General features: G+C 68.3%; 16 protein-coding genes and 3 pseudogenes. 9 read left to right on the top strand and 10 right to left on the bottom strand.

The features are described from left to right. Nucleotides 1-181: 181 nt before the first annotated feature. A pseudogene (locus ACFYQA_RS36315) lies at nt 182-1,234 on the top strand (3'-5' exonuclease); the annotation flags it as partial. On the opposite strand, the gene ACFYQA_RS36310 reads toward ACFYQA_RS36315, so the two are convergent. After that, nucleotides 1,206-2,165, bottom strand: coding sequence for a serine/threonine-protein kinase (locus ACFYQA_RS36310; RefSeq protein WP_388927386.1), 960 nt, complete (start codon nt 2,163-2,165; stop codon nt 1,206-1,208). The pseudogene ACFYQA_RS36315 and the gene ACFYQA_RS36310 sit on opposite strands and share 29 nt — an antisense overlap. 196 nt (nt 2,166-2,361) lie before the next feature. Further along, nucleotides 2,362-3,018 (bottom strand): hypothetical protein, encoded by a 657-nt coding sequence (locus tag ACFYQA_RS36305; RefSeq protein ID WP_388927383.1) that lies wholly within the window; start codon nt 3,016-3,018, stop codon nt 2,362-2,364. 507 nt (nt 3,019-3,525) lie between these two features. On the opposite strand from ACFYQA_RS36305, the gene betT reads away from it, so the two are divergent. The 3 genes from betT to ACFYQA_RS36290 all read left to right on the top strand — a co-directional run bounded on the left by betT (nt 3,526) and on the right by ACFYQA_RS36290 (nt 7,419). After that, entirely contained in the window at nt 3,526-5,802 is a 2,277-nt protein-coding gene (gene betT / locus ACFYQA_RS36300) for a choline BCCT transporter BetT (protein WP_388927380.1), read from the top strand. 243 nt (nt 5,803-6,045) lie between these two features. After that, nucleotides 6,046-6,981, top strand: a complete 936-nt coding sequence (locus ACFYQA_RS36295; protein WP_388927377.1) for an alcohol dehydrogenase catalytic domain-containing protein — start codon at nt 6,046-6,048, stop codon at nt 6,979-6,981. Nucleotides 6,982-7,245: 264 nt separating this feature from the next. Beyond that, nucleotides 7,246-7,419: a hypothetical protein gene (locus ACFYQA_RS36290; protein ID WP_388927374.1), complete on the top strand. Its 174-nt coding sequence runs from the start codon at nt 7,246-7,248 to the stop codon at nt 7,417-7,419. Nucleotides 7,420-7,541: 122 nt separating this feature from the next. Here the strand turns inward: ACFYQA_RS36290 and ACFYQA_RS36285 are convergent, their stop codons facing one another. Then, nucleotides 7,542-8,438: an IS982 family transposase gene (locus ACFYQA_RS36285; RefSeq protein WP_388927371.1), complete on the bottom strand. Its 897-nt coding sequence runs from the start codon at nt 8,436-8,438 to the stop codon at nt 7,542-7,544. 338 nt (nt 8,439-8,776) lie between these two features. Between ACFYQA_RS36285 and ACFYQA_RS36280 the strand changes: the two genes are divergently transcribed. Then, on the top strand, nt 8,777-10,195 hold the full coding sequence (locus tag ACFYQA_RS36280; RefSeq protein ID WP_388927368.1) for a sugar porter family MFS transporter: 1,419 nt from the start codon (nt 8,777-8,779) through the stop codon (nt 10,193-10,195). A gap of 147 nt (nt 10,196-10,342) precedes the next feature. Here ACFYQA_RS36280 and ACFYQA_RS36275 read toward each other — a convergent pair. Both ACFYQA_RS36275 and ACFYQA_RS36270 read right to left on the bottom strand, forming a co-directional pair. Then, nucleotides 10,343-10,567 (bottom strand): annotated as a pseudogene (locus ACFYQA_RS36275) (cytosine permease); the annotation flags it as partial. A 510-nt stretch (nt 10,568-11,077) separates the two neighbouring features. After that, nucleotides 11,078-11,392 carry an AQJ64_40280 family protein gene (locus tag ACFYQA_RS36270; protein WP_388927364.1) on the bottom strand — a complete coding sequence of 105 codons (315 nt, stop codon included), beginning with the start codon at nt 11,390-11,392 and terminating at the stop codon, nt 11,078-11,080. Between ACFYQA_RS36270 and ACFYQA_RS36265 the strand changes: the two genes are divergently transcribed. Then, nucleotides 11,292-11,591 (top strand): hypothetical protein, encoded by a 300-nt coding sequence (locus ACFYQA_RS36265; RefSeq protein WP_388927419.1) that lies wholly within the window; start codon nt 11,292-11,294, stop codon nt 11,589-11,591. The genes ACFYQA_RS36270 and ACFYQA_RS36265 overlap by 101 nt on opposite strands. Nucleotides 11,592-11,825: 234 nt before the next feature. Here the strand turns inward: ACFYQA_RS36265 and ACFYQA_RS36260 are convergent. The 5 genes and pseudogenes from ACFYQA_RS36260 to ACFYQA_RS36240 all read right to left on the bottom strand — a co-directional run. Further along, a pseudogene (locus ACFYQA_RS36260) lies at nt 11,826-11,974 on the bottom strand (SAM-dependent methyltransferase); the annotation flags it as partial. 385 nt (nt 11,975-12,359) lie between these two features. After that, nucleotides 12,360-12,857, bottom strand: coding sequence for a hypothetical protein (locus tag ACFYQA_RS36255; protein ID WP_388927361.1), 498 nt, complete (start codon nt 12,855-12,857; stop codon nt 12,360-12,362). A gap of 125 nt (nt 12,858-12,982) precedes the next feature. Further along, complete coding sequence (locus tag ACFYQA_RS36250; RefSeq protein ID WP_388927358.1) at nt 12,983-13,429, bottom strand: nuclear transport factor 2 family protein; 447 nt, start codon at nt 13,427-13,429, stop codon at nt 12,983-12,985. Next, nucleotides 13,407-14,156 carry an SDR family NAD(P)-dependent oxidoreductase gene (locus tag ACFYQA_RS36245; protein WP_388927355.1) on the bottom strand — a complete coding sequence of 250 codons (750 nt, stop codon included), beginning with the start codon at nt 14,154-14,156 and terminating at the stop codon, nt 13,407-13,409. The genes ACFYQA_RS36250 and ACFYQA_RS36245 overlap by 23 nt, the downstream gene beginning before the upstream one ends. A gap of 2 nt (nt 14,157-14,158) precedes the next feature. After that, complete coding sequence (locus tag ACFYQA_RS36240) at nt 14,159-14,854, bottom strand: type 1 glutamine amidotransferase domain-containing protein (protein WP_388927352.1); 696 nt, start codon at nt 14,852-14,854, stop codon at nt 14,159-14,161. Between the two features lie 265 nt (nt 14,855-15,119). On the opposite strand from ACFYQA_RS36240, the gene ACFYQA_RS36235 reads away from it, so the two are divergent. The 3 genes from ACFYQA_RS36235 (at nt 15,120) to ACFYQA_RS36225 (ending at nt 18,283) form a co-directional block, all read left to right on the top strand. Next, nucleotides 15,120-15,299, top strand: a complete 180-nt coding sequence (locus tag ACFYQA_RS36235) for a hypothetical protein (RefSeq protein ID WP_388927349.1) — start codon at nt 15,120-15,122, stop codon at nt 15,297-15,299. Between the two features lie 1,500 nt (nt 15,300-16,799). Continuing rightward, complete coding sequence (locus ACFYQA_RS36230) at nt 16,800-17,327, top strand: AAA family ATPase (RefSeq protein ID WP_388927346.1); 528 nt, start codon at nt 16,800-16,802, stop codon at nt 17,325-17,327. Then, nucleotides 17,270-18,283 (top strand): ATP-dependent endonuclease, encoded by a 1,014-nt coding sequence (locus tag ACFYQA_RS36225; RefSeq protein WP_388927343.1) that lies wholly within the window; start codon nt 17,270-17,272, stop codon nt 18,281-18,283. The genes ACFYQA_RS36230 and ACFYQA_RS36225 overlap by 58 nt, the downstream gene beginning before the upstream one ends. Nucleotides 18,284-18,354 lie beyond the last annotated feature (71 nt).

The raw sequence follows: 18,354 nt of genomic DNA, 5'->3' as shown, positions 1-18,354 counted from the left end.
AGGACGCGGCGCACCGGGCCGGGTACGTCGCCAACGCCTCGTACAAGTTCTCGCTGCGCTCGCTGCTCGCGCACCGGCTGGACGACACCGGTGCGCCGCTCCCGCTCAACGACCTCATCGGCGACGTCCTGGACTCCGTGGACGACCCGCAGGCCCTGGCCGCCGTCGTCCCGCCGGACCTGCACGACGAACCGGGCGTGGACCGGCTCCTGTCGGGGCGCGGCACCGGGGACGCGCGGACCTGGAACAGCTCGCCGAGCGGTTCGCCCAGCGTCTGGACCGGCTCGGAGCCCAGACGTGGGACCAGGTCGCGGAGCGGGCGGCGCAGCTGGAGGTGGCACGCGCCCGGCGTATCCAGGCCATCGATCGCCGGCGGGAGGAAGCGGGCGGCCTGGACAACATCCACATGGCCGACGGTTCGGGAGGCTGGTTGCGCTACCGGTACCGGCACATCGTGGTCGACGAGGCTCAGGACCTGCGGCCCGCGCACTGGAAGATGCTGCGTGCGATGACCGCTCCGGACCGCAACGACCTCTTCCTGGTCGGTGACACCCACCAGCGCATCTACAAGAACCAGGTGACCCTCGGCAGCCTCGGTATCAACATCCGTGGCCGGTCGTCGAAGCTGTCGCTGAGCTACCGCACCACCCGGCAGATCCTGCGCTCCGCGCTGAACGTGCTCGGTGACGAGATGTACGACGACCTCGACGGCAGCACCGAGACGCTGGCCGGGTACCGGTCCGTGCTCAGCGGTGCCGTCCCGGACCTGCACAGGCTGGACGACTGGGAGGACGAGCGCGAGGCGATCGCCGCGCTGATCGAGTCCTGGGGTCAGGTGCCGCACGAGCAGATCGCCATCGCCGTACCGACCAACGACATGGCGCGCGAAGCCGCTTACACGCTGGCTCAGCACGGCATCCGGGCACTGGAGATCGGCCCGGAGGGGCCCCTCGGCGACAGCGGCGTCCACATCGGCACGATGTTCCGGTTCAAGGGACTCGAGTACCAGCGCATGATCATCGCCGGGGCGACCGACGGGCTGGTGCCGCGTGCGAGCGTCCAGCAGCGGCGGACCACGGACCCGGCGCGCTACCGGACGGAGATGCAGCGCGCCCGGTCCCTGCTCTTCGTGGCGACCACACGCGCCCGGGACAGCCTCGATGTCTTCTGGCACGGGGAGCCGAGCCCGTTCCTCAGGGAACTGATCAAGGTCCGGCCGCCGGTCGGGGCATGACCGGTCCTTGGGGCACGAGGAACGGCCGCCGGGGGTCCTCCGGCGGCATGCGGCGGGTCGCGAACGCCGGGTCGGGGGCCGGCAGGTACGGGGCGAGGGCCGCGTACACGTCCGCCGCCCCGCTGGGGCGGTTCTCGGGGCGCTTGGCGAGCAGTGCGTCCGCCAGCTCCTGAAGCGCGGCCGGGGCGTCGACGCCGCGGTCAGCCAGCCGGGGCGGGGACGCGGTGAGATGCCGGGTCACCAGCTCGGCGGGGCCCTCGCTGTGGAAGGGAGGGCTGCCGGTGAGCATGTGGTGCAGCAGGCACCCCACCGCGTACAGGTCGCTGCGCCCGTCCAACGGCTTTTCGCCGGCCAGGAGTTCGGGCGAGGCGTACGCCAAGTTGCCAAGCGTTTCGCCCGTCATGGTGAGCTGCGGGTCGGTGTCCGAGAGAACCTTCACGAGACCGAAGTCGAGGATCTTCACCAGACCGCTGGTGCGGACCATGATGTTCTGGGGCTTGAGGTCGCGGTGGACGAGAGCGGCGGCGTGCGCGGCGGACAGCCCGGAGCACAGTTGCGCGGCCACGGAGACCGCGGCGGACAGGGGCAGGCGGCCGCCGTCGGCGCTGTCGACGACGTTGTCGAGGGTCGTCCCGTCGACGAGCTGCATCACCAGGCAGCAGACGTCCTCGGTGACGGCCGCGTCGTACACGGTGGTGATGTTGGCGTGGTCCAGACGGGCGGCGGCTTTCGCCTCCCGCTCGAAGCGCGCCAGGGCGGTGCGGCGCCAGTCGGGCAGGGCTAGCAGGTCCGCGGCAACGGTCTTCACGGCGACAGGACGCTCCAGATACACGTCCGTCCCCTGCCAGACGTGCCCCATCGCCCCTTTGCCCAAAATCCGGTCGAGCCGGTACCTGCTGCGCAGAACCTTGCCCGCGGCGAACTGCTCCACGTCCACTTCCTTCGGTGAGCCCCAGTGTCACGTCGGTGCGCGAACCACCTGATCTGAGGCCCGCCGTCGACAGTCCGAACGGGAGAGCTCAACCGGCCTCGCGCACACACCGGCGAGAATCTCATGGACCGCGGAGACCACCGGCCCCCGCGAACGTGACGCCTTGTACCCCGGCTCGTGAAGCGGCAGGTCACCGCTACCGAATGCTCTGCAAGAACTCCCCCGTGGCCGTGACAATCCAGAAGGACCGACCGTTGCGATGCGGACTGACGTGCGGATCGAGCGCCCGCACCACAGCGACTGCCGCTCCGCTGGGACTCTCGTATTCACCCCGGCCGGGCCCGGACGGAATGGTCACGGTCCGGGACGACGGGTCGTAGTAGCCGTTGACGCGCCGCCCGTCGTGGACCGCGTGGACCTCCACGCCGTGTTCCGTGCGAAGTGCCTGGACACGCGCGGCGACCAGAGACGGTGCGGTCGGCCCTTCCGCGATCAGCTCGTCGTCGGCGGGCGGCTCGTCGACTTCCCTACGGGGAGCCGCCTCGTCGGGGACGGGCAGACCAAGTAGGTCGTTGAGGACATTGGCGAGCAACCGCCGCCGTGCGGACAGGAATTCGGGGAACCGGTCGAGGGAACGGAGCTCGGGATCGCCGGGAACCCACTGCTCGGCGAGGCGGTCCGGGTCGATCCCTCCCATGTACTCGGAGGGAAGCTTCGAACTGATCATCTTGTTGGTCTGCCCGGTCACGAAGACCAGGTCGGCCAGACCGTTCCGCTCCTCCTTCGCGTAGGCCGACTGGACACGGGCGCGCGGGAACACATGATGGAACTCGATCTTGGCGCCGCTGCTCATCGGCTGGTCGCTGATGGCGATGTTGGTGGCCCAGTCCCGGGCCTTGTCGCGCAGGGCCGCGATGTAGAGCAGCCGGAAGAAAGCGTGCTTGACATCCTCCCCCTCTTAGAAGCGGGGGCTCGGCTCGCCGGTCCTCCGGGAGAGCGAGGGCCCCACGGTCGCCCGCGAGGCGCTGGAGCACCGGCTGGCCCCCCTCCCCGCGCGGCAGCAACCGACTGGTACGACCAGACCCGGCCCCACGGTGAGATAAGGCACATTTCGCCCGCCGAATACGAAGCCGTCAACCACTACCTGATCACCGCGAAAGCCCAGGTCACAGCCAACATCTGAGATCTCTACCGAATCCGGAGCGATTCACGGAGATCATTTTGTTAGGCGTTCTAATGGCTAGGTGGGCCCCACGACAGGGCGCCCACTGTGCACGGCCTCCCCCCTTCAGATCGAGGCCGCGGACGTCTGCCCACGCCGGCGCCCGCCTGAACCCGTCGCCGACAGGAGGAGGACTGCATGCCCGAAGCCGTACACACGCCCCGCCCCGGAGGCGAGCCGCCGAAGGCCCCGATCGAACGCCGCCACCTCGGCGGCACCGAACGGCGGCGCCACGGCCAGGAGGCCGAGAACCGTCCCCCCGTCTCCAGCCAGGAGCTCAGCAAGGCCCCCGCGGAACTCATCGAGGAGCCCGGCCCCAAGGTCAACTGGCGCGTCTTCGTCATCTCCTCGGCCGTCATCGTCGCCTTCTCCCTCTGGGCCATGTTCGCGCCCGGGCACGCCGCCGACACCATGCGGGCCATGGTGGCCTGGATCGCGGAGAACCTCGGCTGGTTCTACGTCCTGACCATCACCGTGGTGATCGTGTTCGTCCTCTGGGTCGCGCTGTCCAAGGAGGGTTCCGTCCGGCTCGGCCCCGACCACTCCCGGCCGCAGTACAAGCTCTTCACCTGGGTGGCCATGCTGTTCGCCGCCGGTGTGGGCATCGACATGCTCTTCTACTCCGTCACCGGGCCCATCACCCAGTACATGGCTCCGCCGACGGGCGAGGGCCAGACGGCCGCGGCAGCCCAGGACGCCGTGGTCTGGACCATGTTCCACTACGGCGTGGCCGGCTGGGCCATGTACTCGTTGCTCGGCATGGCCATGGGCTACTTCGCCTACCGCTGGGGCATGCCGCTGTCCATCCGGGCCGCCCTGTACCCCCTGCTCGGCAAGCGCGTCCGCGGCGGGATCGGCGACACCATCGACATCGTCACCCTGGTCGGCACCGTCTTCGGCGTCGCCACCTCCATGGGCATCGGCGTCGTGCTGCTGAACGTCGGCTTCGCCTGGCTGTTCGGCCTCCCGGAGGGCCTGGCCCTGCAGATCGCGCTGGTGGTCGTGGCCGTGATCATGACCATCGCCGCCTGCACCTCGGGCATGGACAAGGGGATCCGGCTGCTCTCCGAGCTGAACATCTGGAGTGCGGCGGCCATGCTGCTCTACATCCTGGTGACCGGAGAGACCGCGTTCCTGCTCAACGCGCTGGTGGAGAACATCGGCCGGTTCGTCTTCTCGCTGCCGGACCGGACCCTGCAGACCTTCGCCTACCAGGAGGGGGGCTCCGAGTGGATGGGCGGCTGGACCCTGTTCTTCTGGGCGTTCTGGCTGGCCTGGGGCCCGTTCGTGGGCCTGTTCCTGGCCCGCATCTCCCGCGGCCGCACCCTGCGCGAGTTCGTCATCGCCGCCGTCACCGCCCCGGTGCTCTGCGACTTCCTGCTCGTGAGCATCTTCGGCAACAGCGCCATGCACCAGGTCCTGGACGGGAACACGGAGTTCGCCCAGCAGGCCATGGACAGCCCGGAGAAGGGCTGGTTCGCGCTGCTGGAGATGTTCCCCGGCGCCGCCTTCCTGATCGGCCTCGGCACGCTGTCCGGATTGCTGTTCTACCTCACCAGCGCCAACTCCGGCGCCATGGTGATGTCCAACTTCTCCTCCTCGATCCCCAAACCGTCGCAGGACGGGGCGAAGTGGCTGCGCATCTTCTGGGCGGTGCTCACCGCGTTGCTGACCATCGCGATGCTGGTGGCCGGCGGGGTCACCACCATGGAGTACGCGACGCTCATCTTCGCCCTGCCGGTGACGGTCATCGCCTGGCTGGTGATGGCCTCCTTCTCCAAGGCCCTGCGCATGGAGCGGGCCGAGCGCGAGGGCCGGGTCCTGCGCCGGCAGTCGACGGCGGCGCACGGCGGCCACGCGCCCGAGCGCACCTGGCGCCAGCGGCTGGAGCGGATGCGCTCCTACCCCTCGAAGAAGCAGGTGGCCCAGTTCATGGAGCGCACCGTGCAGCCGGCGCTGGCCGACGTGGTCCGCGAATTCGGGAAGCAGGGCTACCAGGCCACGCTGGACCCGGTCCCGAACGAGCACACCGGCATCTCCGGCCACGCGCTGGTGGTCACGATCCCCGAGCACCGCGACTTCCACTACCAGGTGCAGGCCGTCGAGGCCCCGGTGCCGATGTTCGGCGGACGCATCTCCCGCCAGACGGACGTCTACTACCGGGTCGAGGTGTTCACCCAGACCGGCTCCGAGGGCTACGACCTCATGGGCCTGGCCCCCCAGCAGGTGATCGACGACGTCCTGGACCGCTACGAGGCGCACCTGGGCTTCCTCACCTACTCCACCCAGCACGACTACGCCTCTGTGCTCACGCCGTCGATCGTGACCACCACAGGCGCCATCCCGGTGGTGGAGCCCGCGGAGCCGCAGAACGACGCCGGTACGGACACGGCGGGCATCGGGCCGAAGGCGTAGGCGCCGCCCCATCGGACGGCCGGCGCCCGCGCCACCCGCTTCGCAGCCCCACGGCGGCCGCCGGGTCCCGTAGCGACCCCGTCCTCCCGGAGCCGACCGGGCACAGCAGGGCCCCCGCGCCGGTTCCCGGTGCGGGGGCCCGCCTGTCGTGTGTCTGACACCGGGCCGTTCGACTTTCGACCGAAAACGTTTAAAGTTTAACTAGCACCCGGTTGTGGGTGCTCACCACAGGAGGGAGCCGACATGAGGGCATGGCAGTTCAACGAGGTCAACGAACCGTTCACGCTGGTCGAGCGCGAGGATCCGAAGCCGGGCGCTGACGAGATCGTCATCGACGTCAAGGCTTCCGGCCTGTGCCACAGCGACGTGAGCTTCGTCGACGGCACCCTGACTCCCCTGCTGGGCCACAAGCCGATCATCCTGGGCCACGAGACCGCCGGCGTCGTCAGCGCCGCCGGTTCGGACGTCAGCGAATTCGCCGTCGGCGACCGCGTGGGAATCCCGGCCGTCACCGAAGGCCCCGGAACCGCGGTCGACGGTGGATTCGCCGAGAAGGTCGTCGTCAAGGCGAACCTCGTCGTGCGCGTGCCCGAGGAGGTGGACTTCTCGCAGGCCGCTCCGGCGATGGACGCCGCGCGCACGGCCTACCGCGCACTCGTGACGTTCGGCCGTGTCGAGGCCGGGCAGAACGTGGGCATCATCGGCTTCGGCGGACTCGGCTCGCTCGGCGCGCAGATCGCCAAGGAACTGGGCGCCACCGTCTACGTGGCCGAGGTCAACGAGAAGGTCTGGGACACGGCCGATGAACTCGGAGTCGGCGGCGTGTCCAAGGACATCCGCGATTTCGCGGACCAGGGCCTTGACGTGATCGTCGACTTCGCCGGCTTCGGCACCACCACCGCCTCAGCCGTGGACGCCATCAAGCACGGCGGTCGGATCGTGCAGATCGGACTGGCCCGCGAGGAAGCGACCCTCTCCATGCAGCAGGTCATCCTCAAGGAGATCACCATCGTCGGCGCCTCCAACGGCGAGAAGTCCGAAGCCGAGGAGGTACTCAAGCTCATGGCCAGTGGCAACATCGCCTCGAACGTCGTACCCATCACGTTCGAGCAGATCCCGGAGTACGTCGACAAGCTCGCCAAGGGCGAGGTCGCCGGACGGGCCGTGGCGATTCTCTGAGCCGAGAGAAACGCCGGCCGTCGCAAGCCGCCCTATGCCTCCGCCCAGGTGCACGATGTCGGGCACCTGGGCGGACTCCTGGGGCCACCCCTACGACAGCGACGTCAACGAGGCCCCGCGCGGCAGCAACCGCTCGTACGCGGACTTCGTCGGAGACCTCACGGGCTGGACCTGACCGCCGGATCATGCGTTCAGCACCTCGGCCTCACCCGCGAAGGCCGCACGGAGCACCTGTTCCTCGACGTCGACACCGGCACCTGGGCAGTGCTCCGGGAGCACGACGGCCGGTGGACGGTCCGGCAGAACGGGCCGTCCCGCATCTGGGACGCCGTCGAGGCGCACCTCACCCGGTGGCGCGACGCCGGGGCCCCGCCGCTGGAGCAGTTCGAGATCACCCTCACCTCCGAACAGCCGTCAATCACCTGGCCCGGCCGCTGACCCGCGTCCCACGCATGCGCTCCGCCCCACCGGCACCACGGGGCGGAGCGCTTCGCTCCGACGAGAACCCAAAGACCGATCACCCCATCACGCAGCCCCTGGACAAGTCTTTCCGAACACGTTCAGTGGTCGTAGGCGGTCAGTGAGCGGCTGACCGCCTGCCCGGTCTGGAAGTTGTGCCAGACCGCGGCGGCCAGCGCAAGGACGCGCTGCGCGACGCGCACGGCGATGCCCTCGATCGTGCGTCCGCCGTGTTGTTCCAGGCCCAGCCGGCCCTTGAGGGTGTCGTTCACCGACTCGATCAGCTGGCGGACCTTCTTGAGCATCGGCTCCCCGGGGCGGACGGCCGCGCGCTTCATGGACGGCCGCAGCAGCGTGATGCCCTGCTCGGACCGAGACCGCTCAAAGGCCCTGGACGCGAAGCCCTTGTCCGTGATCAGCAGCAGGCCGGGCCGTTCCCCCACCAGCGGGGCGTCGACCTCCAGCATCGCGGCCAGGACCTCACGCTCATCGATCTTCGGGCCGGCCAGGGCCCACAGGATCGGCATGCCCGAGGGGGTGCACACCAGGAACAGCCGCAGCCCCCCGTAGAACCGCGAGTGGGACGGGCAGTAGCCGTAGTTCGCCCAGCCGGCTGCTTCGGACCGCTTCACGGTGGGCCTCGACATGCCGCAGGGCACGGGCGTGGAGTCGCAGATCCACACAGTGCCGTGCCAGAAGTCGGTGTCCTTGGCGAGGATCCGGATCAGGCGTTTGACCTGCGGCAGCGCGGCCCGCAGACGCTTGTTGCAGTCGGCGTCCCGCGGGACGTACGGGAACATGCCGCGGTAGTGGGCGCGTACGTGCCGCAGCCGGCGGGCCTCGCCGTGAAAGCCGAGCAGGGCCTGCATGACGGCCAGGCACGGCAACTCGGAGTGACTCAGTCTCGGTGGCCTGCCCGGCAGCCGGGCGATCCCGGCCCAGTCATCGTCGATCTTCACGCACAGTGCGGTCACGAGGGTGGTCAAGTTCGTCGCCACAAACGGATCTTGAGCACCCTCGCTTCATGCCCGCAGGCATTCGGAAAGACTCGTCCAGCCGAAGCACGGGCCCGGGCCGAGGCCCCGCTGCCCGGAAACTCCTGTGCCATGGACCCCGCGTGCCTCCGCGACTTCGGGGTAGTCGGATCATGTCCGATACTTGAATACACCATTTGAACACAAGCCCGCTCGACGGGCGGTGAAATCTCGCAGTAGGCAGGAGTATCAACTTCGATATTTGAAGACATGGTCTCCGCGGCGTTGCTTTTGCCTTCAGATTTCACCTGGAAGGGCTGACCCACCCCCGGCAGCGTTGCCGGTGCGCCCGAGGAGTACACGTGACCAGCACAGAGCAGGCCCCCAGGCCAGGAGCCGGTGCGGCTCATCCCGAACATCTCGGGCACGTCATCTTCATTGCGGCGTCGGCCGCCATGGGCGGTTTCCTCTTCGGTTACGACAGCTCCGTGATCAACGGCGCCGTCGAGGCCATCCGGAGCCGCTATGGCATCGGATCCGCGGAGCTGGCCCAGGTCATCGCCATCGCCCTGATCGGCTGCGCCGTCGGCGCCGCGACCGCGGGCCGCATAGCCGACCGCATCGGCCGCATCCGGTGCATGCAGATAGCCGCGACCCTGTTCGCCGTCAGCGCCATCGGCTCGGCCCTGCCCTTCGCCCTGTGGGACCTCGCCTTCTGGCGCATCGTCGGCGGCTTCGCCATCGGCATGGCCTCGGTCATCGGCCCCGCCTACATCGCCGAGGTCGCCCCGCCCGCCTACCGCGGCCGCCTCGGCTCCTTCCAGCAGGCCGCGATCGTCATCGGCATCGCCACCTCCCAGCTGATCAACTGGGGTCTGCTCCACGCCGCCGGCGGCGACCAGCGCGGCAACCTGATCGGCCTGGAGACCTGGCAGGTCATGCTGGGCGTGATGGTCGTCCCGGCCCTGCTGTACGGAATGCTCTCCTTCGTCATTCCCGAGTCCCCGCGCTTCCTGCTCTCCGTCGGCCGCCGCGAGCGCGCCCGGAAGATTCTCGCCGAGGTCGAGGGCAAGGGCGTCGACCTCGACGCCCGCGTGGCCGAGATCGAGCACGCCATGAAGCGCGAGCACAAGTCCACCTTCAAGGACCTGCTCGGCAGCAGCTTCCTCTTCAAGCGGATCGTCTGGATCGGCATCGGCCTGTCCGCATTCCAGCAGTTCGTCGGTATCAACGTCGCGTTCTACTACTCCGCGACGCTGTGGCAGTCGGTCGGCATCAACCCGACGGACTCGTTCCTCTACTCGTTCACGACATCGATCATCAACATCATCGGCACCGTGATCGCGATGATCTTCGTGGACCGCATCGGCCGCAGGCCGCTCGCGCTCATCGGCTCCTCCGGCATGGTCGTCGGCCTGGCCCTGGAGGCCTGGGCGTTCTCGCACCCGTTGGTCGACGGCAAGCTGCCGGCCACCCAGGGCCTGGTTGCCCTGGTCGCCGCCCACCTCTTCGTCCTCTTCTTCGCCCTGTCCTGGGGTGTGGTCGTCTGGGTGCTGCTCGGCGAGATGTTCCCGAACAAGATCCGCGCCGCCGCCCTGGGCGTGGCCGCCTCCGCCCAGTGGATCGCCAACTGGATGATCACCGTGAGCTTCCCGTCGCTGGCCGACTGGAACCTCTCCGGCACCTACCTGATCTACACGTTCTTCGCGGCGCTCTCCATCCCGTTCGTCCTGAAGTTCGTCAAGGAGACGAAGGGCAAGGCGCTGGAGGAGATGGGGTGACTCCCGGCACAGCCCCGAGGAGAAGGGCCCAAGTCCCCGCCGCCCCTCTCCTCGTCCCGTCCGCCGCCCCGCTCGGTCACTGCCCGAGCGGGGCGGCGGTTTTCGCACGCCACCGCATCCCGTACGTCACCAGATGAGAACACCACCGCCGATCCCCAGGGCTCGCAGGACGACAGCGACGACGAGCGCCTGCCAGAGATTGAGGTGATACGCCACGACGAGGCTCGCGCCCATGGTGAGCAGCAGCACGCTGATGTTGGCGCCGACCCAGGTGGGGAACAGCTCGCAGGTTCTGGCGGTGCGCCCACGATCGGGCACCTGTTCGATGCCGCGGGTTTCCAATGCGCCTTCTGTCTCGGCGGTCCTGCTCATGAAGAAGGTTTCCGTGCTTCGGTCGGGGAGAGCGACTCCGCGCGTACGGACGCGACCCGTCCGAACGCTGCCTCCTGCTCGTCGCCTGCACGCGGCCCGCGACAGCCTGTACGTCTCCTGGTCGGGCGAACCCAGCCCGTCCCTGAGGGAGGCGGGCGTGTGAGGGCGGAGGCCGGAGCCCCGGGATCAGGACGCTCCTATCCGGCCTTCCGAATCAGCCGACCGGCTCGAAGGCGGCACGGGCTCGAGGCGTGTGCGCCAGGATGAAGCTCATTGCCGAGGCCGGTGTGTGCCGCGGTGCGCCGCTCACCCCTACCGCATCCCTACGGATCCGGTGCCGGCGGCAGAAGGCGCTGGGGCGACGCGGGGTGAAGGCCGTGCTGCCATACCCGATGAACGCACTCGCCACCGACCAGGACGGCCGCATCGGCGACCACCCGGCGCAGCCGGAGCGGTTCAGGCTCCGGTCAGGCATCCGATGCCCCGGCTATAGCACCTCTTCTCCGTGGGTCAGGTAACGGGAGGAGCGCCCCATGCGTTCTGGAGAGCTGTCTGCGCGTCCTTCCCGAGGACCATGTGCGTCGTCCCGCCTGGCAGGGTGGGCAGCTCAGCCCAGTGAGTCACGGTCTCGGCACTGGTAAGACCGTAGGGCAAACGGACGATCCCGTCAGAGTCGACGAAGCAGTCTCTGTGCTCCGCCCCGTCCTCACTCCAGTGCAGCGTCGTGAAGTACATCGGCCTCACCAGCCAGAATTCCTCACCCAACGCCGTATGGGACTCAGTGACGCTGTCGGCCGGATACCGACCCGTGATCGCTGCTGCCACCGGTGTACCGCTCCGAGGCAGTCTGTCGCGTGCGTCAACCCACGTCACTACGGTGTTCGCGGTGTTCGGATTCGTCATCTCCACCCTCACTCAGGCACTCGGCAAGTCGTCTCCCGCCCCTTGCCGACCCGTCGGCAAGGGCATTGCTCTGGTTCTCGGCACCAGGAAAGACCGCTCGGTGTTCGTGAAGGTTGCCTGAGATGGAACAAGCACGACGCCAAGCAATTCGCAACCATCTCCTTTGGACTTTGCCCCGCCCTCGGCCTCGGCCTCGCTCTCGGCCTCGCCCTTTCCGAACGGCGAGGCGGCGGGCCCGAAGCGGTCCATGACACGGACGCGCTCGAACCCCGGCTTCCGAGTTCCAGCGCGTCTGCGGGCGGTGGCACGCCGGACCGCCGCCGGGCTTCGCCCGGAAGGGAGGTGCCGGCATCCCTGCGTCGATGCCGGTGACGACGGCACCGCGGGCGCGCAGTGCAGCGGACGGGGCCCGAGCCGCAGCCGGCGTCCAGGATCCGGTGGCCGGTCATGTCTCCGGCGAGGGCCACGGGCCACCATCGCGGGCCGCTCGTAGTGCGCGTTCACAGAGACAAGGACCTTATCCGTCGGGCGAGTTGACACCAGGTGGGCGACGCCCGCCGCCCCGAACCGCGGGGACCGGTGGCGTCGGCGTGCTCCGGGAGGAAACTTTCCCGAGAATGTTGTCGTGGACGCATCAATCTGCGGCATTCTGGGCCCGCCCGCGTAGGCGGACACCGATCCTCCACGCACTTCGTAGTTCGGAGACAGCATTGCGCTCGATACGCATTGCCCTGCTGGGCCTCGTGGCCCTCGTGGGCAGCTTGCTCGCGGGGACACCCGCGCAGGCAGCAAATGGTGGGCACTTGCGTACAGCGGAGCTCGCGTCGCTGAAGTGCACGTCAACCCATGCACAGGTCTTGACTGTCGCTCGCCTCGCGCCGGACCCACGTCAACGGGATACGGTCCCACCGCTGGGCGTCGCGTACAGGCGGTCGAGAACCGCCACCGTCACCACCGCATAGGCGAGGTGGGGGACGATGTCGGAGACCCAGTCCGACATCGACCAACTCCGCGGGTCTGTCACGCCCAGAGCCGTCATCGGACCGTTCGTGCCGATCATCGCCCCCACTGCGGCAACGGCGTACTCGGGGGCTTTGGACGGGTGCCAGCCGGCGCTGCGGACCAGGGACAGCAGGGCTCCCATCCCGAGACCGCCGGCGATTCCGGTCAGCGGGGCGAGTCCCGCCACCCGGTTGTCCAGGGCTGGGCCGTCGCCGGGGATCCTCACATGCAGTTTCGCCGCGAGCTTGCGCAGGGTGACCTCGGGTGTCGCGCTCGCCGGCCTGGCCCGCAGCGCCATGTCCGCGTAGCTGACGACGTTGAGCGCGGTCGTACCCGCGGCGCCGGCCGCGGTCCCGTAGAGAAGTGGACGTATCGCACAGCGCATAGACCCTTCCTCCTCCGTACGGACGCCTCCACGGTCCGCACCGGACACGGACCGGAGCACATGGCCACGATCCGGCTGTGCGCATCGCCCCGCGGCCCGGGGCCAGGCCCTGGTCGGGCCCAGGGTCAGGCCCCGGCGATATTCCTGCCCGGCATCGGCTCCGCGAGTGCCTTCCGCCCTTCAGGCGCATCGAAGGGGTCTGCGAAGTACTGCGTCTCGTGCACCACATGCCCGTGGGAGAACTCCATCATGCTCACCGAGTGGGTGGGCACCCCGTCGTACGTGATGACACACTCACTCACCCACAGATCCCCGCTGCCGACGATCCGCTGGACGGTGAAGTGCCGACTGGCAGGGTGCCCTCCACGTTGCGCCGAAATCGTCGCGCGGCCCCGGAATCGTTCACCTGACTGGGGGTAGTCGAGGATCGCGTCCGCGGCGTAGACGGCATGCTCGGCGTCGGTATCCCCACGTTCCGATGCTCGCCAGTGTTCCTCGAGTGCGGCCCTGTTCAGCCCTTCGCGCGGAACGGACCCGGTGTCTGCGCTGTCATTCATCGCAATCCTTTCCATGGCCGGCGCTCTGGCCGCCGTCCACGTGGAGGACCTCGCCGGTGACGAAGGACGCCTGCTCGAGGTACACGATGGCCTGGACGACGTCGTCGACCTCTGCCATCCGCCCGAGTGGATGGCGAGCCACGAGTTCGGGCGTGGCCTTTGGGTTCATCGGCGTACGGACGACGCCGAGCGAGACGGTGTTCACGCGGATGCCCCGCCCTGCGAATTCGATCGCCAACTCCTTGGTGACCGCGTTCAGGCCGCCCTTGGTCAGCGACGCGAGCGCGCACGGCACCTGTGCATTCGGCTGGTCGACCAGGGAGGTGGAGATGTTCACCAGGTGACCGCCGCCTTCACCGCGGGAGAGCATCGCGCCGACGGCGCTGCGCGAGACGTTGAAGAATCCGCGCAGGTTCACACCGACGATCAGGTCGAAGTCCTTGTCCGTGTAGTCGGTGAACGGCTTGCCGATGTAGACGCCGGCGCTGTTGACCACGGTGTCGATCCGACCGAACCGATCCATCGCCGCCCCCACGATCCGCTCGCCCGCACCGGGCTCCACCAGATCGCCGCTGAAGGCGAACACCTGCGGGTCCTCGGATTCCGGCATGGAACGGCTGGTGGCCGCGACCGCGTACCCGAGGCCGCGGTAGGCGGTGACGATGGCGGAGCCGATGCCCCCGTTGGCACCGGTGATGACCGCGACCTTCCGGGCGGTGTCCGCACCCGTCGTGTCGCTCACGCTCACTTGAGGATTTCCAGCATCCGGTTGCCCAGGATCGCGGCCGAAGCCGGGTTCTGCCCGGTGACCAGGTTGCGATCCTCGACCATGTACGGCTCCCAGATCGGGCCGCGGCTGAAGTTGACCCCGACCTTCTCCTGCACATCGGTCTCCAGCAGCCACGGGGCCATGGGGGCCAGTCCGACGCCTTCCTCCTCCTCGTTGGTGAAACAGGTGACGTCGAAGCCCTTGAACGGCGACTCGCCGTGGATCCTGGTCGCCAGCATCGCGGCAGGCGCGTGACAGACGATGAACAGAGGGTTACCCGAGGTCAGCTGCCGCGTCAGCAGCCGTCCGGCATCGGCGTCCCAGGCCAGGTCCGACATCGGACCGTGGCCGCCCGGCAAGTACACCCCGTCGTAGTCCTCGAGGCGGACGTCCGACAGTCGCAAGGGCCGACGCATCACCTCCGCGGAACGGATGACGGCCTCCAATTCGAGGGCGCTGTCATTTCCGCCGACCATCTCGGGGCGTAGGCTCATCATGTCGACGGTGGGGGTCACGCCGTCGGGCGTCGCGACGACGATCTCATGGCCGGCGTCCGTCAAGATCTTGTACGGGTTCGCGAACTCCTCGGCCCAGTAGCCCGTCGCGTACCTCGTGCCGTCCTTCAACACCCAGTAGGTGGCTCCGCTCACGATGAAAAGCACCCTGGCCATGGCAAGGATCCCCTCTCGGACGCCTCTTTCAGGGTTCCGCGGCGGGATGAGCCAGGAAACCGACTCGCCGCCGCCGGTCTTCCCCCTCCCCCCAATGTAGTCTCGATCATTCATGCGCGCGCGCCGAGGTTCAGGGCGAATTCGGCGGACGGCAGTCGGGCCAGGGCCGGCACCGACGTCGCTTCCTTGCTGGGTGCTCGTTCTGGACGGCACCAGCTTCCACGTCCCCGACAGTGCGGCGAACTCCGCTGCGTACACTCGGCCTGTGACCGAGGCCCGGCAGGGGCCCTATCCACAGGTGCGGCTGCCGGCCCTGATCGAGTGCGGCACCCTGGCCGTGATCGCAGCGGTATTCGACTCCCTCGCGGTCGGCGAACGCACCCTGGCCACACGCCTGTTGCCGATGATCGAGCGGGGCACGCAAACGGCCGGATCAGAGCCGTAGTCCCTTTACATGGACCGCAGTTCCGTGGGTGAAGCCATCCGCTCGGCGTGGGACGCCCTCAATTCGCCTGCGTGCTCATCTAATTCATCCACCTTATGCTCGACCTTTCCATGTGCGCTTTTAAGGAATCCTTCGGTGCGTCAGGGTGGGCCTCGCCTGCACGAAACCCACCCAGGCACGCCTCGAGATCACTCAACAAGGTCCTCGCCAACACCTGACCGAAAAGCGACAGTGCCCGACCAGTAGAGAACTCGTGCAGGAACTGTGCGCCCTACACAGCAGACCGGGGCGTTCGTAACGCTACGGATGTTCAAGATCGGCTGAGACTTGCCCTCCACCCTCCACCCTCCAGCCACCCCGGCCCCTCCGATGTCCCGAAGCCCTGCCCGGCGACAAGGCCTACGACTCCAGCCCCCACCGCGACGAACTCCGCATGCGCCGCCCCCTGCCCGTCACCTCCCGCAGAGGCACCCCGAACATCAAGAACATCGGCAAGCTCCACTACGTCGTCGAGCAGACCTTCGACGGCCGACTCACCCCGACCGACTCAATAACCAAGATCCCAGCCCATGAATTCACACCCGACGGGCGCGATCGGAACCTGGCCGTGTGTGCGGCCATCACCGCAACCACCTGTCGCATTTGCTCCGTTGACCCCTTTTTCGGGCGTCCGGGATTCGACCAGGTGGGTACCGTTGTCCGAGGTGGGCGTTACTTTTGATGCTGATCGTCATGGTGCCTGCGCCCGCTGTCACAGCACCGCGCACCCGGCGGTCCCGGTAACCGCCTTGCCCGAAGGCCCTCGTGAAGCCCACCCCGGCCGCCGCGCAGCTCCCCGGCAGCCCGACGCAGCACCTCACGACGACGTACGCGCCGGCCGACGAGGACACGCGGCTCGCGCTGGAGCGGTTCCCGGGGATCCGGAGACGGGCACCTTCCGAGGGCCGCACCTGCAGATCAGGGCGCCGTTCCACAGTGCGATCAGTCGGCATCTGCCTACTGCCCATTGCCCGGTAGCGCGTCGAGGCCTGCATCACCACCACCCGACCCTCCGGTGATCCGTCACCGCGCCGAAGTGTGCGGTGGCATCAACCTTCCCCCTCATCGGCGGCTCCGTGGGGACATCGCTCCGTCGACGCCGGTCGCCGAAAGCGCTCAGCCCCTCGCAATGCCACGCATCGCGTCAGCCCGCGCGTGACGGCCTGTCATCACTGAGGGATCGGCACGATTGCGAGTCTGCGCCCACCACCCCTCCACCAACCCCCTTACGCAACCCACCCACGCGCATTAATGATTGACGACGCTTTCACTGACATGGTTAGGTATCCATGCTTCCGGTGGTGACTGGGGGGTTCCCACCGGAAGCACCTGTCCCTCATGCCCAAGGGCATCCGAGCGCCAACGCGTCGCCCCCTCAGCGCCCCGCGCTTGAGCCGTGCCTCGGATTCGGCCCCACGGCCCAGAGCAGGACATCCCGTTCCGTCACACGTCAGGAAAACCGTGAAGATCAAGCGCGTCCGCATCGAGAACTTCTGCTGCCTTCGCAGCCTCGACGTCTCCTTCGACTCCATCACCTCGTTCATCGGCCCGACGGGCGTCGGCAAGTCCACCGTCCTGCGTGCCCTCGACTGGTTCTTCAACGGGGAGAAGGGCGGGACCCTCAGCGAGGAGGACGTCCACTCGGCGGCGGAGACCCAGCGCATCCGTGTGGAGGTCGAGTTCGACGGGCTCAACGATTCCGACCGGGCCGCGCTCGGCCACTACGCGCCGAAGGGCGTGGAAAGCCTGAGCATCTGGCGCACCTGGGAGAACGGGGAGGACCGCATCACGGGCAAGGCCCTGGCCTATCCCCCTTCGAGCAGATCCGGCAGGGCGCCGGCAGCCGGGAGAAGACCGCCGCGTACAAGGCCTTACGCGACAGCGACCCGGCTCTCGGTCTGCCCGCCGTCCGCAGCTGGGACAACGCCGAAATGGAGATGCGTTCCTGGGAGGCGGCGCACCGTGACCGGCTCACCGAAGCCGAGGTAGAGGGCGCGCACTTCTTCGGCTTTGCCGGCCAGGGAGTTCTCGGCAAGCTGATCGACTTCGTCTTCATCTCCGCCGATCTGCGGGCGTACGAGGAGACCGGCGACAACAAGGCGTCCGTGGTGGGCCGGATCCTCGAGCACGCGGTCGACCGGTCGGAGGCGGAAGCCCAGTTCACGGCCATCGACGAGGACGCCCGGGCGGCGCGCGAGAAGGTGCACGAGGAGATCTGCGCGCCGGTGCTCGCGCATCTGTCCGGTGCCCTCTCCCAGGAGGTCGCCCGTTTCACCACCGGACGGCACGTCGTCGTCACCCCGACGGCCCAGGCCCCGAAGCGGACCAGGACCGCGTTCGCCGTCAGCATCCGCGACGGAGCGGCCCTCACACCGGTCCGGCGCCAGGGCCACGGATTCCAGCGCGCGCTGATCATCGCCGCGCTCCGGTACCTCTCGGAATGCCGCCGTCCCGAGAGCGGCACGCGTTCCCTGTGCCTGGCGATCGAGGAGCCCGAACTGTTCCAGCACCCGGCGCAGACCAGGGTCTTCGCGCAGGTGCTGCGCAGCCTGGTCGAGTCGGCCGAGGACCAGACCCAGGTGATGTACGCGACCCACAGCCCGGTGTTCATCGACCCGAGCGACTACCGGCAGGTCCGCAGGCTGTACCGCGTCACCGGCGGAGACCACCCCGAAGTACGTCTGTGGGAACTCACCGAAGTGCGGTTGCGGCATTCGCTCGACGGATACGTGGAAGGGAGGTCGATCGCACGGCGAGGGGCCACCCGCTATGTGAAGGACCTCGCCGAGGCGCTGTTCGCCAACGTCGCCGTCGTGGTCGAGGGCGTGACGGACGAAGGCATCCTCCTCGCCTTCGCCGAGCGTCAGGGACTCAGCCTCGGAGCCGAAGGCATCTGTGTGTTGAACGCCGAGGGCAAGGGCAACTTGACATCCTCCCCCTCCTGAAGGAGGGGGATTCCTACGGCTCGCGCCGTGGGGTTTTCTGCTTCGTCGCCGACTGCCCGCCCGGAGAACTC

It is taken from the genome of Streptomyces sp. NPDC005774 (assembly GCF_042871645.1).
GTDB classification, from domain to species: Bacteria; Actinomycetota; Actinomycetes; order Streptomycetales; family Streptomycetaceae; genus Streptomyces; species Streptomyces pratens.
Note: the sequence above shows the minus strand (reverse complement) of the source record. Positions and strands in the feature narration are given on the sequence as shown.